Source organism: Chitinophaga sp. NPDC101104 (assembly GCF_050277495.1).
GTDB lineage: Bacteria > Bacteroidota > Bacteroidia > Chitinophagales > Chitinophagaceae > Chitinophaga.
The window spans coordinates 3,665,018-3,679,835 of sequence record NZ_JBNNSF010000001.1 but is presented as its reverse complement, the minus strand read 5'-3'; the positions used below and the strand labels follow the sequence as shown (position 1 = coordinate 3,679,835).

The window sequence follows — 14,818 nt, the reverse complement described above, 5'->3', positions numbered from 1 at the left end:
TACGGTTTCCGTTAACCGAACCAGGTACGGAACGCGGCGGCTTTGTCTTTGCTTACCGTTACCTGTGGCCATTTTCCGGCCTTGAAGTGTAATGTGAGCCGGCTCGTGTCATCGGTCTTGTAACCAGCGAGCCATGCGCGGTTGACGATGAACTGGCGGCTGGCGCGATAGCATTGCTGCGGGTCGAGCAGCTCCTCGATCTCGTCGAGCGAGCGGTAATCGGTGATCCAGTTGCGGCCGTCGGCATGATGGAGATAGATCACTTCATTTTTGGAGAACCCCGCGATCTCTGCTAACGGGAACACATATACGCTTTTACCGGAATGAACGGTGAACGATTCCTTGAAAAGCTGCTTCTGCTGCTGGTGGCGGACGAACTGCATCAGTTCGCCCATGAATTGCGGACTGGCATATTTATCGCGCAATAAAGCGTATTTCCGGAATGCGGCCGCAAGTTCTTCGGGGTCAATGGGTTTGAGGAGATAATCGATACTGTTGATCTTGAACGCGCGGATCGCGTATTGATCGTAGGCCGTCGTGAAAATGACGGGAACGGCCGGTTCGAGGTGATGGAACAGGTCGAGGCTGATGCCGTCAGACAGCTGGATGTCTGCCAGTACGAGATCGGGGCCCGCCTGCAGGAGGAGCTCCGCTTCGCGCAGGCTAGCTACCGGGCCGATGATCTGCCATCCCGGTTCCAGGTCCCGTACCTGTTTGATGAGATGCGCGGCCACGAGGGGCTCGTCTTCCAGTATCAAAATTCGCATAATCCAATTTTAAGACAGCGGCAATGCCACCGTGAATTCCGCCACCCCGTCTTCCACCCGCACCGGCCTGGCAGACAGGAACGAATATAACTGTTTCAGTTGTTCAAGGCCTTGTTTATCTGAAGCCGCCAACTGCTTGCGGGCCTGTTTGTTATTCGAAACGATGATGTAATCGTCATGTTCGTATATGCGTATGCGTAGCGGGTGGTCTGCATGTATTTCGTTATGCTTGATGGCGTTGTCCATGAGCATCTGCAGCGTCACCGCCGCGATGCGCCTGTCCATCAGCGACGCATCCAGCTCAATATCAACCACCAGCGCGGTGCCGAATCGAATTTTCTGTAAAGCGATGTAGTGATGGAGCATTTCCATTTCCGTCTGCAGGCTTACCATATCCTTGTCGCGGTTCTGCAATGCGTAGCGGTACACTTTGGAAAGATGGCGGATGAACTGCGACGCCAGGTCGGGGTTGGAATGGACAAGGCTGTCCAGCGACGTGAATGCGTTGAACAGGAAATGCGGGTCTACCTGGTTTTTGAGGTGAAGGAACTGCAATTGCATCTTTTCCCGCACGAGCCTTTCCTCTTTCACGATCCCTTCCTGCCAGCGGTTCGTATAATATTGCCCGATCAGTGCGAGGTTGATCGTAACGGATACGAAATTATTGACGGTCGCGATCATGGCGGATGTGAGCTGGTCGATCTCGATCTTGAAGCAGGATTGGATGACCGAAAACACGATACTCCTGATTACGTAAATCAGGATCGTTCCCAGCACGATTTGAAGGAAAATCCGTCCGGCGTCGCTTTTCGTGAAAGGAAAAACCTTATCGAGCAGCCTATGGACGCCAGAAAGTACCGTCCAGATGAACTGTGTGACGATGATCACCGGGATGCTCGACAGCAGGTGCCGGCCGATGGTCATATCGGGCACGATGCCTTGGCGGATCGTCCAGGCGATGACGATGAACATGAAGGTAACCGCGATGCGGACGGCGTATTTTCGGAGGAATGCTTTCATCTTTCGGCTAATTTAACAAGTGTTTTTTAATCCATTGGCCTTTCCACAGCCATAATCCGGAAAGAACGATCACGGGGAAGAACAGGAACCTGACCGCGTTGGCGGCATACGGCAGCTCCGCGACGGGGCCGTAAATGAACCCGATGATGGGGATGCTGAACAGGATATGGACCCATCGGATGATTTTGCGTTCGGTAGATGCTTTCATGATGTCGGTTTTAAGGGAGGAAGGCGGGGCCTTCCTCCCGGTGGATCATTGTAACATTTGCTGGCATTCGGTTTTTCCCCACTGCGGCGCTGTGGCCGATGCCGGCGGTTCGTTGAAATGGCGGAGGGCTTCGGTGAAAAGGGCTTTCGCTTTGTCCTTGTCGCCTCCCCAGAGCGCGGGCGTGTGGAATTTGATGTGGCCGTCGAGATACAGGGCCCGCGGGTTCTGCGGGTCCAGCTTCCGGGCCTGCGCGAGGTATTTTCCGGCGATGGGCCCGAACTTGCGGCCATTCGTCATGGGATCGGCTTCCACCTTGCTCCGTTCGATGAAGCTTTTCACGGTGTAGATCTCGGACATTTCTTTGGCGTTGCCTGCCGGAACGAGCGCCTCCGCTTTGGCGATCTGCTCTTCCGCAAGGGCGCTCAGTGCCATGGCTTTATCTTTCTGCAGGAAAGCCAGTTTCATGTTGGCGACGGCGGCGTAATACGGCGGCAGCCAGGATTTGGCGTCGGCCGAAGCCAGCCGCTGGAAAGTATTGGCCAGGTCCTGGTAATCTGCCGCGGTACGGGCGGAATTCAGTTTGGACACGGCGCCCTCCAGCTGCGGATTTTGCGCGCTGGCGGCAAACACAACAAACAGGGCGATGATGATGGTGGTGATCTTTTTCATGTTATGGATTTTATTACAAATTTTCGTTGAGGTAATCTTCCGTCCGGTCGATGCCCAGGCTCATGAAGATCCCGATGAAGTAATTTCGTGTAGCCGGTAAGGTTACCGGCGATCTGTTACTGCCGTCGTAGCTGAACGTGTACCCGAATACCTGCCTGGTCCCCAGGAGGTTGTTGACGCCACAAGCAATTACGGTGAAGTCTTTCTGCTTCCATTTCGGGAAGAGGGACAGCATATGCGCCAGTCCGAGGTTGACGACGTTGTACCCTTTGGTGGTGCCTTGCTGGCGGATGGCGCCTCCCGGTGCGAAGTCGTAATAAGGCCTCCCCGCCGCCAGTGACCACGACAGGTTCACGTTGGTGTTGAGTTTTTCGAAAGACCGCTTGGTGACTACCGACAAAGTGTGCGGCGCGGCGAAATCGGGTTGCAGCGGCATGGGGAAATGGAGATGATCGCGGCGGGTGTGGAGGTAGCTGTAGCTGGCCCAGTAATCGAAATTGCGGACGGATTTTTTATCCCGCCAAAACATTTCCAGTCCGTTCGCGTAGCCGGAACCGTTCATCGTAATTGCTGGCGCTGTTTTGAGGAGGCGGTCGTATTTTTTGTAGAACGCTTCTGCCCTGAAGAGCCTTCCATTTTCTTTCCGCGTGTAATTGAGGATGTAATGGGTGGCTTTGGCTTGCGGGAGGAAGGGCGCTTCCATCCGCCAGCGCCTTTCCGCCTGCTGAAAGTACATGCCCCAGGCCGCGTTCAGCTGGGAATGGGCGCCTGTCCGCACCGCGAGGCTCAGGCGGGGCGCGAGGTCTCCCCGGCCGGAGAGCCGGCTGTATTCCCATCGCGCACCCGTTCGCAGGGCCACGGCATGATGCAGCCGCCACTCTCCTTCCGCGAATGCAGCGTACAATTCATCCATCTCCCCGATTTGCACTTCCGAACCTGCCAGCACCAAATGCCCGCCGCCGAGGTAACGCGTGATCACGGCCTTTCCCTGCAGCGACCGTTCCCGGCTGCGGTAACCGGCTGTTTTGCCTTCGAAAGCGGCTCCTTCCGGATGAACTGCGGTTTTATCCTTTCCGGTTATGCCGCTGTTGATATCCGCGCTGTTGTAATTGAGCGATCCTCCCACATCCAGGCGCCAGTGTTCTCCCGGGCGGCTCCGGTGGCTCACGTTGAGGTAAATGTTCCGGTCGGTGGACGCGAAACGGTCCAGCAGCGCGGCGCTGTCTACATCTTCACGGTACAGTTCCGATTGATGGAAACCGAAGTTGGCATAGATTTTCAGCATGCCCGTCTTGCCCGTTCTGGCGCGGAAATTCGCTTCCGTGACGGAGTACGCCGGTCCTTTGGCGTATTCCGGATTTTGGGGGACGGCTTTGGCGTAATATTGCCAGGACATGAACCTGGTGCTGAGCCCCAGGCTGCTTTTCCCGTTCTTCGCCAGTTTTTGGACGCCGGCCACCGCCACCATGGGCGATATCCCGATCACGGCCGACGATTTGTCCGGCAGATCCTGCGTTTCGAGGATAAGCGCGCCGCTGAGGCCCTGGCCGTATGCGGCGGAATATCCGCCCGTGCTGAAAATGATACCGTCGAACAGGAACGGCGACGAAATGCGGTTGAACTGCGGCAGCCCTGGCATCGCCGCGAAATACGGCGAGGGCACGAGCGTTCCGTCTACGAACTGGCGCGTTTCGTTACCGGCGCCTCCCCGCACGAAGAGCCCTTCCCTTTCCCCGATCTGTTGCGCACCGGGCAGGGTGCGCGCCGCATTGGCCACGTCGCCGCCGTTGCCGGCCACGGAAACCACGTCCATGGCGGTCATGACGGCGCCTTTGTTTTTATCGCCGGCGGAAAAGGAGCCGGCGGAAATCACGACGGGTTGCAGGGACGAGGGGTCGATGGCCAGGGTGATGCGGACATCTGAGCCTGGTGTTGCTTCCACAGTGGCGGGCTTGTAGCCGATATAGCTGGCCGTCAACCGGTAAGGCGCAGATGCGGAAGTGGCAAACCGGAAGCGGCCGAGGCTGTCGGCCGTGGCGCCGTCCGCCGTTCCGGCGAGCACGACGCTGGCGCCTTCCAGCCCGCGGCCGGTTTTATCCGTCACGCGGCCAATAATCTGCTGCGCCGATGCGTTATAGTGAGCTAAAAGCCCCGCCAGGGCCAAAAGGCGAATGGTTTTCATTTCCGTTGCTTTTCAATGCAAATTACCGGGCATGGCGCCCGTGGCCCAACGGGATGCAACGAGAACGAAATATTCGACATCGAAGCGGAAAATGACAGCGATTTCGGTTTGAGGCGGCGGGGGAAATTGGTAATTTTGGGCGGCCGGAAACCGAACCCCCGGCCCCGGCGTTTAATTTTTTACCTTGACGATGATCTCATTCCGGCAGTTCCTGCAAACTGCCTTCCAGCACGGACCATACACCACAGACGACGTTATCGCGGCCGTACTCCCGCTTTTCCGCGACGTACAGGCATTGCACGACGAAGGCCTCGTGGCTCCCTTCGGCCCCGAATCCGCCATCCAGGCCACGGCCCGCACCCTCCAGCTCAACCCGGAAGGCGCCCTGCCGCCGCGGGAAGCTGCCGATAAGATAGACGCCCTTTTCAACGGGCATAACCCCAACTTCGAAGTGATCGATAAAGTGCGGCTGCCCGAAGGCCAGGCGGCACAATCGCTCCGCGTGCAAACGGATACGGATAAACCGCTCCGCCATGCCGCCTACATCCCGGGCTTCAACAGCTACGAAATGTTGTTGGGGCATCACGACGAGCAGACCGATATTTTCGTGCTCGGCCTCGTGCTGGCCAGCCTCGCACTGGGGCTCGACCTGCATGATCCGCAAACCCTGCAAACCTTCGTGGTACAGCGCGAGCGCCCCCTCCTCCATAAAAACCTCCATCCCGCCCTCGGCACCCTCATCACCGAAATGACGGAGCTGGAGCGCGGCAACAGGACGCCCGATCTGCGCGAAGCCATCCACCGGCTCGAAAACTACCGCGACTTCGATCCCGAAAAACAGACCGACCTGGCGCAGGTAGCCGGCTGGGTTACGCACGACCGCAGCGAGAAGCAGCAATTCATCCTCCATAAGCTCCGCAACCGGCTGTTCGACATCAGCCGCCGTAACCGCCTGCTCTACTACAAGCCCAATTCCCGTTTCGCCAACCTCACTTTCGGCAGCGTGCCCATGGTACTGCATCACCAGAGCATCCGGCCGGAACTGCTGTTTACCTGGAACGCGGACATCGAATCGAAAGTGGTGGCCATGGGCGACCTGTCCCTCAATAAATACCTCCGTTTCGAAGACCATCCCTATCTGCCCGCCGTGCTGAACAAGATCAGGCTGGAGGCGCAGCGCGACGTGCAGGAGTTCGGTTTTTCGCAACTCAAGCTGGTAGTGGCTTTCCTGAAATGGCACAACCTGGCCGAAGATCCGCAGGAAAGCATCCACAGCCCGCTGCTGCTGCTGCCCGTGGAACTGAAGAAGAAAAAACAGACCGGCGGCGATCAATACGTGCTGACCGTGACCGATAACAACGCCGAAGTGAACCCCGTGCTGGCGAACCGCCTGCAGGAGCTGTTCGGAATCGAATTGCCGGACAGCGTGGATTTGGAGGATATGTCGCCTGAAGTGTTCTGCGAGCACATCCGCCGGCAGGTGGAGGGCGCTAACCGCGGCATCGTGCTGCAATATCTCCGCAAACCCCGCATCCGCCTCATTTACAAGGAAGCGCGCGAAACCGCCGAGCAATACCGGAAAAAGACCAGCGGCGCGGAAGTGCCGAAGCCGGAAGGCGCACCCGCGGAAGCGGACGAAGTCACCGAAAAGGAATTGTTCGAATGGGCGGAAGCCGAAGCGAACCCTTACCGCTGGGAGTTCGACGCCTGCCAGGTGGTGCTGGGGAATTTCAACTACAAGAAAATGAGCCTGGTGCGCGACTACAACGCCGCCATCGAGCAGCGGCACCGGCACGGCGTGTTCGACCATCTCTTCAGCGACCATCCGCGGCCGCTGGCAGAGGAAACGGAACTGCCTGCCCTGCCCGAAGAATGGTTCCATGTCATACAGGCCGATCCTACGCAGACGCGGGCCATCCTGCAGGCGCGGAAAGGCGAAAGCTATATCATTCAAGGCCCTCCGGGAACGGGCAAGAGCCAGACGATCACGAATCTCATCGCCGATTTCGTGGCGCGGGGGAAGAAAGTGCTGTTCGTTTGCGAGAAACGCGCCGCGCTCGACGTGGTATTCCATCGCCTGCAGCAACAGGGGCTTTCGGATTTGTGTTCGTATATACATGACAGTCAGGGCGACAAGCGCGCCTTCATCAAAGACCTCAAGCAGAGTTACGAAGCCGCCCTCAAGCCGGACACCGATCTGCATACGATCACCCTCCGCCGCGACGCGCTGCTGCACAACCTGCGCCGGCAGTTGCAATTGTTGCAGGAGTTTCATGATACGCATGCCGGTGAAACCGAATCCGCGGGGGTTCCGGTGCGTACGCTCATCGAGCGGCTGTTGTCGCTAAAACCGCTGATCCCAGCCACCGACGCGGAAACGGAAGAAATCGTGCCCGGGTATCTGCAATGGTTGAAATTCGGGAAAGTGGTGGAACAGTTGGGGCAGGCGCTGGAAGAAACCGGCGCAGAGCCGGTGTTCGCCAGTCACCCGCTGAGCCGGGTGAACGAATCGGTGTTCGCTTCGCCGCAGCCCATCGGCACGCTGAAGCAATTGACGACAGACGCGCTGGCGCTGCTGGAAACGTTGCAGTCGGCAAGGGAGCATGCTGCCCGGCTGAACGAACTGAAAGCACTGGTGCTCCAGGCCACATTGCTGTTGCCTTTGGCAAGTGCGGGGCTTTTGCGGTTGGTGGACCCGTCGCATCCCGATGCGCAGGCGTTCGAAAAGCGGTTCGCGGAAGTGAAGGGATTGCAAAAATCGGCGGAGGAAGCCGCGGCGCAGAATACGGGCTGGCGGCAGAAATTGTCGTTGGAAGATACGGTTGCGGGGCTGGAAGTGGCGCGCCGGCACGAGGATTCTTTCTGGCGGTTTTTGTCGGGAAGATGGCGCCGGCTGAACAGGACGCTGCGTGCGCAATACGATTTTGCGGCCCGGGCGGTACCTCCGTCCGCCGTTTCCATTCTCGAACAACTGCAACTCGAATACGAAGCGGCGGCAACAGCCTCCCGCGCCCGGCAATCCCTCGAATCGGATTACCGCATTTCCCAACTGGAAATGACCTGGCTGGCGGTGGAAAGGCTGCGCGGGAAACTGCACGAGCCCTCGCTCCAATATCTCCTCCATCACCCGCAGGCTGCCGATACCGTAAAAAACCTCGCGACATTGCAGGAGCCCCTTCTCAAACTGGAAACCCTCCTCGCCCAAACCCTCGCCGACCCGGCCCCCCAGCCTTTCGATGAACTGGCCGACCTGCTGGAATCCATCCGCCTCAACGCCCCCGCCCTCGAAGAATTGCTTCCCGTGCTGGGTAACTATACCGCATTGCCGGGCGATTTCAAATCGGCCCTGCGTAAATTGCCCTGGTCGCCCGGGGAACTGGAAGCCGGCATGGCCGGGAAATCGCTCCGCCAGCTATACCGCTCCAACAAAGCCTTCGCGCAGGCAGGCGCGCACAACGTGGAACAGGCCGTGGGCACGGTGAAGCATTGCTACGGCGAATTGCTGCAACTCAACGCGGCGTACATCCGCGCCAATATCCGCCGGCAGTTCCTCGAAAACGTGCAGCGCAGCCAGAAAGCCGACGAAGCCTATATGGAAGGGCGCCGCATCCTCGAAAACGAATTTTCGAAAAGCATGCGCTTCAAAAGCATCCGCGAACTGTGCTCCCGCGCCAGCGGCCGCGTGCTGCTCGATCTCAAGCCCGTGTGGCTCATGAGCCCCCTCAGCGTAAGCGATGCCTTCCCCCTCGACCAGCCTTTCTTCGACGCCGTTATTTTCGACGAAGCCTCGCAGATCACGCTGGAAGAAGGCGTACCGGCGCTTTACCGCGCTCCGCAGACCATCATCGTGGGCGACGAAAAACAAATGCCGCCGACCGATTTCTTCTCCGCCCGCACCGGCGATCCCGACGACCTGGGTGCCGACCCTGTAGACGACGACATCCTCAGCGCGGATGCAGACAGCCTCCTCACCCAGGGCGCCCGCAAAATGAACAGCTATCTGCTCGGCTGGCATTACCGCAGTCATTTCGAAACGCTGATCAGCTACAGCAACCACGCGTTTTACGACGCCGCGCTCCTCACGATCCCCGATCGCAGCGAGCACGCCGCACAGCGCCAGCCGATCAGCGTGGCGCAGCCGTCGGACGCCATGTTCCATATCAAAGCCATTTTCGACCGCAGCATCAGCTACCATCATATTCCGCAGGGCGTTTACGCCAAACGCGGCAATATGGCCGAAGCCGGCTATATCGCCCACCTGGTGCGGGAATTGCTGGGCAAGCGGACCAAAGACAGCATCGGCATCGTGGCTTTCAGCCAGGAACAGCAAAGCGCCATCAACGCCGCGCTCGACGCTTTGGCGGAGCAGGACGCTGCGTTCGACGATCTCCTCGACGAAGCCATGGCCCGCACCGAAAACGGCCAGTTCACGGGGCTTTTCGTGAAAAACCTCGAAAACGTGCAGGGCGATGAGCGCGACATCATCATCATGAGCGTATGCTACGCCCCCGATCCCCGCGGTAAAATGTCGATGCATTTCGGGCCGATCAATAAGAAAGGCGGTGAAAAACGGCTGAACGTGATCTTTAGCCGCGCGAGGCGGCACATGGCCATCGTGAGCTCTATCCGCCATGGCCAGATCACCAATCTCTACAACCCCGGCGCCAACTTCCTGTCGCGCTTCCTCCAATATGCCGAACAGGTGAGCGCGGGCAATATGAAACAGGCCAGGCTGGTGCTCGACGGGCTCACGACCGCCCGTCCGCAGGGCCGTTTCCGCAGCGGCGATACCGTTGTGCTCCAGGAAATCCGCGAAGCGCTGGAAAAAGAAGGCCTGACCGTTGCCGAACAGGTGGGCCAGAGCGGGTTCCGGTGCTCGCTGGCGGTGAAGTCCAAACCCGGCGACGCGCAATATGCGCTGGGGATCCAGGTAGACGACGAAGCGTGGTACCAGCACGACAATGTGCTTGAGCAATATTACCAGCGGCCCGCCGTGATGGAGACATTCGGCTGGCGGACGATAACGGTATACGCGAAAGACTGGCTGTCTGGCCCGGAAAAAGTGGTAGAGGATATTATGAAGCGGCTGGGAAAGCAAGCGCAGGCCAACGGGAATGCGGTGGTGAAAGAGGATGCGTTGCCGGAGGGGACGGTCCGCCTGTTGACCGGCGAGGGCAAACAGGAGAAGTTCTGGGAAATAACGGCTACCGGTCCGAAGCTCTTTATCCGCCACGGTAAATCCGGGACGAAGGGGCAGATCGAAGTGAAAACCTGTATCAACGAAGCGGACGCGGAAAGGGAAATGGGCAAGGCCATTGCAGAGAAGAAAGCTGCGGGATGGCGGGAGTTGGCTGCCAACTGATAAAAAAAGAATTGCAATAAAAAACGATGGCCACCGGAGTATTGCATCCTCTCCGGTGGCCATTGATGTTTAGCATTTCAGGTTATGCGGGTACCTGCACCAACCGTCCCGCGTTATTATTCGCGTAGGTTCGTAACAGATTGAGAATGAATTCGTTTTCGGGATATTGTGTCAGCCAGTCTTTCAGCATGGCGGTATCGGAAACGGCTACGTCGCGGGGAACGTACCCCATTCCATAGAATTTCCCTTTTTCCATGAGGATGCAGCTTTGCTCGGTGGCCTGGCGGCCGGCGTCGAGAATGAGGAACGACGGCTGTTGGGATTGGAGGTGGCTAATGGCTTCCAGCACGCGTTTATTGTATTTGTCCGGTTTCTCCTTTTTCTCGCAGGCGCCTTTGCAGGATTTGTCGGCCAGCCCGGTGCAGGGATCGGGACTGGTTTGCAGGAAGCAAAGCTTCGGGCACAGCTTGAATTCCCGGATGAGCTGCCGGAGGAGGCTGTGGCCTTCGGCCAGGAGGTTGAAGGCGAATACGGGCGTCGTGTATTTCCTTCTTTTTTCGATGGCCAGGCGCAGGTAGCCTTGCTGGTCTTCGAAAGTATAAAATCCGAATTTCGATTCGATGCGCTTCTGCGCATTGTTGTATTGGGGCCACAACCGGCGGATCTCGATGGATTCCAGGATGAAGGCCATCAATTCCGTTCCGGTTTTTTCGAAAGTAATGCTGTGGATGTTGCGAAGGAACTCCTGGCGCTGCCGGCCGGCGCTGTTCCCCGTAAAATGGCTGGTGACCCTTTTGCGGATGTTCCTCGCCTTTCCCACGTAGACCACCTTCCCCTTTTCATTATGGAAATAATACACCCCGGGCGTACCTGGCAGATCGTCTACATAATCCTGTGAAAGGTGCAGCGGCAGCCATTTATCTTTCGAACGGGCATTAAGCGCCTGTGCGATGGCCCCCATCTTGTCTGCCGCGAGCAGCAGCTCGAAGAGGCGGACGGTGGCACTGGCGTCTCCCGAGGCGCGGTGGCGGTTCACGATACCGATGTTCAGCTGGCGGCACAGATTTCCCAGGCTGTACGAGGGAAAACCGGGGAACACCTTGCGGCTGAGGCGCACGGTGCAGAGCTTTTTCGCCTGGAGCTTGTAGCCACAATGGCCGAGCTCGTGGCGGAGGAACGAATAGTCGAAATTGACGTTGTGCGCGATAAAAATCTGGCCCTGGAGGAGATTAAAGACGTGCTCGGCGATATCTTCGAAAAGCGGCGCGCTTTCTACCATCTCGTCCGTAATGCCGGTCAGCGCCTGGATGTACCGGGGAATGGGGATGCCCGGGTTCACCAGGGTCTCGTACCGGCCGGTGATCTGCATGCCGTCATGCAAAAAAATGGCTACTTCGGTGATCTTCCCTGCGCTGGCGTGCCCGCCGGTGGTTTCAATGTCTACGATCGCGTACATACGGCAAATATACTGCATCGCGCGCAGTGTATCTGCGTAGCGGCCCGGGGAAAACTGCGGGAAGTACTCAATTTCAAAAATAGGTACGTCTACCGAGATACCACACCCCACACTATGATATTTTTGCAGCCGTAATCCCAAAAACGTCAATTCATTAAACCATTTATTCAAACATGAAGAGAATTTTTACCGCCCTTTTGCTCTGCGGCATCATCGGAGGTGCCAGTGCACAGGACAAGAAGAACATTATCCAGGCCGGCATCGGTTTCGGTAACACCCTCGATTACGCTTCGGGCGCCAAAGGCATGCCCACACTGAATTTCACCTACGAAAGAATTTTGCCTTACAAGGTTGGCCCGGGTTACTTCGGCGCAGGGATCACCGCTTCTTACCGCAGCGTGAAGTACACCGACCATTTCTTCGATTACGAAGACGTGGAAGCTTCCCGCAAGTGGAAATATTCCAACTCCGTGATCGCCCTGCGCGGCGCGTACCACCTCAATTCCGAGCTCATCAAGATCGAAAAGCTCGACCTCTATGGCGCCCTCCAGCTTGGCGCGCGCTTCTGGTCCAGCAAGGTAACCGGCGGATCGGGTGATTATGGCGACGTGAACTTCAAATCCAAAGACACCGATTTCCACGTAGGCTTCATCGCCGGCGCCCGTTACTTCTTCACGCCTAATTTTGGTGTGTATTCCGAACTGGGATACGACGTAACCTGGATCAAGCTCGGCGTGGCCGGTCGTTTCTAACGGACCGGTATACCGTTTCCATAACCAGACGAATTTTCCCGGTCGGTGACGCCGGGAATCAAGGGCAGGCCCGTTCCCGGCAAGGGGGCGGGCCTTTTTCGTGGTCCGGGTAACTTTCCGGCGGGATGTTCCGTTTCAGATGAAATCGCCTGACAGCTTTCATTCAACCAATTTCCATTCATTAAACCCTTTGCCCGGATGATCAGAAAATTTATCGCCACGCTCTTTTTCGCGAGCATTATTCTCGGAAATGCTTTCGCACAAGTCAAGAAAAACGTATTGCAAGTCGGCATCGGCCTCGGCAACGCCCTGAATTATGCCGACGAGGCGAAAGGCATGCCCACCCTTAATTTCACCTACGAACGAATGTTGCCCTTCAAAGCCGGGCCAGGCTACTTCGGCGCTGGCATCACCGCTTCCTACCGGAGCGTGAATGATGATGACTACGACCAGTTGCTGGCGGATGCGCCGGATTATGACTGGAAGTTCTCCAATGCCGTAGTGGCCCTCCGCGGCGCGTATCACCTCAGTTCAGACCTGATCAAAGACGAGCGGCTGGACGTTTACGGCGCTGCCCAGCTGGGTGCGCGTTTCTACCGGTCGAAATACAAGGGCGTTGGCAGCAGCGGTACCCGTACCAGGGAAAACGAAGTACACTTCGGCCTGGTGGCCGGTGCAAGGTATTATTTCACGCCTCATTTCGGGATGTACTCGGAAGTGGGTTACGATGTAACCTGGTTCAAGATCGGGTTCTCGGGGCGGTTTTAAACATCCTGCGATCAGACGCGTTCATATGCAGGCCAGTTCCAGCCAGGGAAGCGGGCTTTTTCGATTATGCCGCTGATTGCGGGCCTTTTTCCCGTGGCTGTGGTGCAGTATTTGCAATTCCATCAGCATGGAATGGACACAACTTATCCTCGAAAAACTCCAGCGGTGGGGCCAGGCCGCCATCAAAATGCTCCCCAACCTGGCGCTGGCCATCGTAATTTTCCTCGTTTTCTACCTGCTGGCGAAACTGGCCAGGAACCTGGTGTACAAGCTCTCCTGCCGGCTGTCTCACAAACAGGCGCTCAGCAACCTTTTTGCCGGGGTCACGTATTTCATCATTTTCGCTATCGGGCTGTTCACGGCGCTGGAAGTGCTGAAGCTGGACAAAGCCGTATCCTCCCTGCTGGCGGGGGCGGGCATCATCGGCCTGGCATTGGGGTTCGCGTTCCAGGACCTCACGTCCAACTTCATTTCCGGCATTTACATCACCTTTCGCAAACCCTTCGATACCGGGCACGTCATCGAAACCAACGGCTTCACGGGCACGGTGGAAAACATCCAGTTCCGCTCCACCACCATGCGCACGTCTGACGGGCAACACCTCATCATCCCCAACAAAGACATTTTCCAGAAACCCATCATCAACCATTCCCTCACCACCGAAAGGAAAATAGAACTGCACCTGCTCATCCCCTTTGCCAAAGACCCCGCGCCGGCGCTCGACGATATCGTGAAAACGGCCATGGGCGTAGTGAACCAGCTCAAATCCGGAAGCGTCCGCAAACCGCCCGAAGTCTGGTTCGAGAACATCGAAGGGAACAGCCTGAAACTCATGGTTTCGCTTTGGATCAGCAACCAGACAGATGTTTCGTTCAACAAATCCCGCCACCAGCTGATTTCAAAGCTGTTGGACGCACTGCGGCAAAAACAACTATTGCCCTGATTCCCCGCCAGTTGCAACAATTACCCACTCTGTACCACTCCTTCCCTATCTTTTCCTGCTGTTGGCGGCCGATGCGCGTGGATCGGTATTTGCCGGTTTTTACCCGAAATCGTTCATCACCAAAACCGTTATACCATGCAAAAGAAAAACAAATGGCAGGACGGACAGGCGCCTGCAAGGAATAATCCGCTCAATACAGACTTCCGCCCCGGCGGCGAAGAGGAAAGATGGCCGGAAGACCCCCAGGGCGAAGCTTTCATTGAAAAAGACGAAGATCCCGGAAACGATCGCAGCCGGCCCGGCTCCGACGATGAATTGTTCGAAGATGAGGAATGGGAACGCGTTATCCGCCAATACAAAATCTATTAATCATATCTATTTGATAACCAGTAAATATCACGCACATGAAATCGACGATCACTCCCCTGAGCCTCATCATCGCCTTCGTGGTGGTAGCGATGACCCAAGCATGGAGCGCTTCGGGCCGGCTTTCCACCGACGCCGGATCAACGCCTTATGTTCATTGGACAGACACCGTTCCCATGGAACCGGGCGATACCACACCAAAGAAGGAAAAGAAAAAGAAAAAGGACCGCAAAGAGCGCGAGGATACGTCCAACAACCCGCGGCCCGATACTTTCCGGACTTTTAGGCCATAGCATACAGGATGTTCGGGATTACGTGAAAATGG

At 57.1% G+C, this 14,818-nt stretch carries 12 protein-coding genes; 6 read left to right on the top strand and 6 right to left on the bottom strand.

What is annotated here, in order from left to right:
- Positions 1-11 precede the first annotated feature (11 nt).
- The 5 genes from ACQKLP_RS14860 to ACQKLP_RS14840 are packed head-to-tail and all read right to left on the bottom strand — an operon-like array spanning position 12 to position 4,846.
- On the bottom strand, positions 12-767 hold the full coding sequence (locus tag ACQKLP_RS14860; RefSeq protein ID WP_427323530.1) for a LytR/AlgR family response regulator transcription factor: 756 nt from the start codon (positions 765-767) through the stop codon (positions 12-14).
- 9 nt (positions 768-776) lie between these two features.
- On the bottom strand, positions 777-1,787 hold the full coding sequence (locus ACQKLP_RS14855; protein ID WP_427323529.1) for a sensor histidine kinase: 1,011 nt from the start codon (positions 1,785-1,787) through the stop codon (positions 777-779).
- A 7-nt stretch (positions 1,788-1,794) separates the two neighbouring features.
- Positions 1,795-1,995 carry a hypothetical protein gene (locus tag ACQKLP_RS14850; RefSeq protein WP_341839772.1) on the bottom strand — a complete coding sequence of 67 codons (201 nt, stop codon included), beginning with the start codon at positions 1,993-1,995 and terminating at the stop codon, positions 1,795-1,797.
- Positions 1,996-2,040: 45 nt separating this feature from the next.
- The gene (locus ACQKLP_RS14845; protein WP_427323528.1) at positions 2,041-2,664 is read right to left on the bottom strand and encodes a hypothetical protein; all 624 of its coding nucleotides are present in this window, start codon (positions 2,662-2,664) and stop codon (positions 2,041-2,043) included.
- Positions 2,665-2,677: 13 nt separating this feature from the next.
- Positions 2,678-4,846, bottom strand: coding sequence for a TonB-dependent receptor (locus tag ACQKLP_RS14840; RefSeq protein WP_427323527.1), 2,169 nt, complete (start codon positions 4,844-4,846; stop codon positions 2,678-2,680).
- A gap of 190 nt (positions 4,847-5,036) precedes the next feature.
- On the opposite strand from ACQKLP_RS14840, the gene ACQKLP_RS14835 reads away from it, so the two are divergent.
- A complete protein-coding gene (locus ACQKLP_RS14835; RefSeq protein ID WP_427324364.1) occupies positions 5,037-10,208 on the top strand; it encodes an AAA domain-containing protein in 5,172 nt (1,723 codons plus the stop codon).
- Between the two features lie 82 nt (positions 10,209-10,290).
- Here ACQKLP_RS14835 and ACQKLP_RS14830 read toward each other — a convergent pair whose 3' ends face one another.
- On the bottom strand, positions 10,291-11,664 hold the full coding sequence (locus ACQKLP_RS14830) for an exonuclease domain-containing protein (protein ID WP_427323525.1): 1,374 nt from the start codon (positions 11,662-11,664) through the stop codon (positions 10,291-10,293).
- 173 nt (positions 11,665-11,837) lie between these two features.
- Here ACQKLP_RS14830 and ACQKLP_RS14825 point away from each other — a divergent pair, with 173 nt between their 5' ends.
- The 5 genes from ACQKLP_RS14825 (at position 11,838) to ACQKLP_RS14805 (ending at position 14,786) form a co-directional block, all read left to right on the top strand.
- Positions 11,838-12,416: an outer membrane beta-barrel protein gene (locus tag ACQKLP_RS14825; RefSeq protein ID WP_427323523.1), complete on the top strand. Its 579-nt coding sequence runs from the start codon at positions 11,838-11,840 to the stop codon at positions 12,414-12,416.
- 198 nt (positions 12,417-12,614) lie between these two features.
- Entirely contained in the window at positions 12,615-13,184 is a 570-nt protein-coding gene (locus ACQKLP_RS14820) for an outer membrane beta-barrel protein (protein ID WP_427323522.1), read from the top strand.
- Between the two features lie 127 nt (positions 13,185-13,311).
- Positions 13,312-14,127 carry a mechanosensitive ion channel family protein gene (locus ACQKLP_RS14815; RefSeq protein WP_427323521.1) on the top strand — a complete coding sequence of 272 codons (816 nt, stop codon included), beginning with the start codon at positions 13,312-13,314 and terminating at the stop codon, positions 14,125-14,127.
- A 135-nt stretch (positions 14,128-14,262) separates the two neighbouring features.
- Positions 14,263-14,496 (top strand): hypothetical protein, encoded by a 234-nt coding sequence (locus ACQKLP_RS14810; RefSeq protein ID WP_427323520.1) that lies wholly within the window; start codon positions 14,263-14,265, stop codon positions 14,494-14,496.
- 35 nt (positions 14,497-14,531) lie between these two features.
- On the top strand, positions 14,532-14,786 hold the full coding sequence (locus ACQKLP_RS14805) for a hypothetical protein (RefSeq protein WP_427323519.1): 255 nt from the start codon (positions 14,532-14,534) through the stop codon (positions 14,784-14,786).
- The last annotated feature ends 32 nt before the right edge of the window (positions 14,787-14,818 follow it).

Bases quoted from the DNA above. Each gene is read 5' to 3' on its own strand.
- ACQKLP_RS14860 (WP_427323530.1), bottom strand. From the start codon at position 767: ATGCGAATTTTGATACTGGAAGACGAGCCCCTCGTGGCCGCGCATCTC.
- ACQKLP_RS14855 (WP_427323529.1), bottom strand. From the start codon at position 1,787: ATGAAAGCATTCCTCCGAAAATACGCCGTCCGCATCGCGGTTACCTTC.
- ACQKLP_RS14850 (WP_341839772.1), bottom strand. From the start codon at position 1,995: ATGAAAGCATCTACCGAACGCAAAATCATCCGATGGGTCCATATCCTG.
- ACQKLP_RS14845 (WP_427323528.1), bottom strand. From the start codon at position 2,664: ATGAAAAAGATCACCACCATCATCATCGCCCTGTTTGTTGTGTTTGCC.
- ACQKLP_RS14840 (WP_427323527.1), bottom strand. From the start codon at position 4,846: ATGAAAACCATTCGCCTTTTGGCCCTGGCGGGGCTTTTAGCTCACTAT.
- ACQKLP_RS14835 (WP_427324364.1), top strand. From the start codon at position 5,037: ATGATCTCATTCCGGCAGTTCCTGCAAACTGCCTTCCAGCACGGACCA.
- ACQKLP_RS14830 (WP_427323525.1), bottom strand. From the start codon at position 11,664: ATGTACGCGATCGTAGACATTGAAACCACCGGCGGGCACGCCAGCGCA.
- ACQKLP_RS14825 (WP_427323523.1), top strand. From the start codon at position 11,838: ATGAAGAGAATTTTTACCGCCCTTTTGCTCTGCGGCATCATCGGAGGT.
- ACQKLP_RS14820 (WP_427323522.1), top strand. From the start codon at position 12,615: ATGATCAGAAAATTTATCGCCACGCTCTTTTTCGCGAGCATTATTCTC.
- ACQKLP_RS14815 (WP_427323521.1), top strand. From the start codon at position 13,312: ATGGAATGGACACAACTTATCCTCGAAAAACTCCAGCGGTGGGGCCAG.
- ACQKLP_RS14810 (WP_427323520.1), top strand. From the start codon at position 14,263: ATGCAAAAGAAAAACAAATGGCAGGACGGACAGGCGCCTGCAAGGAAT.
- ACQKLP_RS14805 (WP_427323519.1), top strand. From the start codon at position 14,532: ATGAAATCGACGATCACTCCCCTGAGCCTCATCATCGCCTTCGTGGTG.